Genomic DNA, 760 nt, shown 5'->3' with positions numbered 1-760 from the left:
CGGCGGGAGAGGGTTGGGGAGAGGGTGGCTCTACGGTTTGCACGAATTTGCTTTACCTAAACCTCAAAAGTCACCCCCATCCTAACCTTCCCCCGCCGGGCGGGGGAAGGGACAAGTTGTCGTTGCGGCAATAAGTAGCGTGGGCTTTGCTCATGAGGTGAATACACGGACAAAGATAACTGATTCAGATTATTAGGTGGCGGATTTCGTGGGCGCAGCCCACGCTACTTGGGTTATCACAAGCCTGTATTGATTGAATAAAGGTCGTCTGAAAACGGGGATGAACGAGTTTCTCCAAAACTCAAATCCCAAAGTTTTCAGACGACCTTATTTTTACCTGCAATCTACTCCCTCTCCCGCCCAGCGGGAGAGGGCCGGGGAGAGGGTGGTTCTACGGTTCGCACGAATTTGATTTTACCTAAACCTCAGAAGCCACCCCCATCCTAGCCTTCCCCCGCTAGACGGGGGAAGGGACAGGTTGCCGTTGCTGCAACGAGTAGCGTGGGCTTTACCCGCTTGATAAATGCCGAAATGGATGTCCATTCGGCTGTTGTCTGATTTGGATTGTCAGGTGGTAGATTTCGTGGGCGAAGCCCACGCTACGGACTGGGTTTATTCCTAGCCTGTTGGTTAATAAAGGTCGTCTGAAACTTTTCAGACGACCTTTTGATTATCAGTAATCACGGGAGAGCACATACTTCAGGCTGAATAATTCTACAGTCTACACCTCCCCTATCTTGGCAATTTTTTAAAGCTGCCT

Source organism: Neisseria sp. HMSC70E02 (genome assembly GCF_001838645.1).
Lineage (GTDB): Bacteria > Pseudomonadota > Gammaproteobacteria > Burkholderiales > Neisseriaceae > Neisseria > Neisseria macacae.
The sequence above is the reverse complement of the archived record's forward strand: the minus strand, read 5'-3'. Positions refer to the sequence as shown.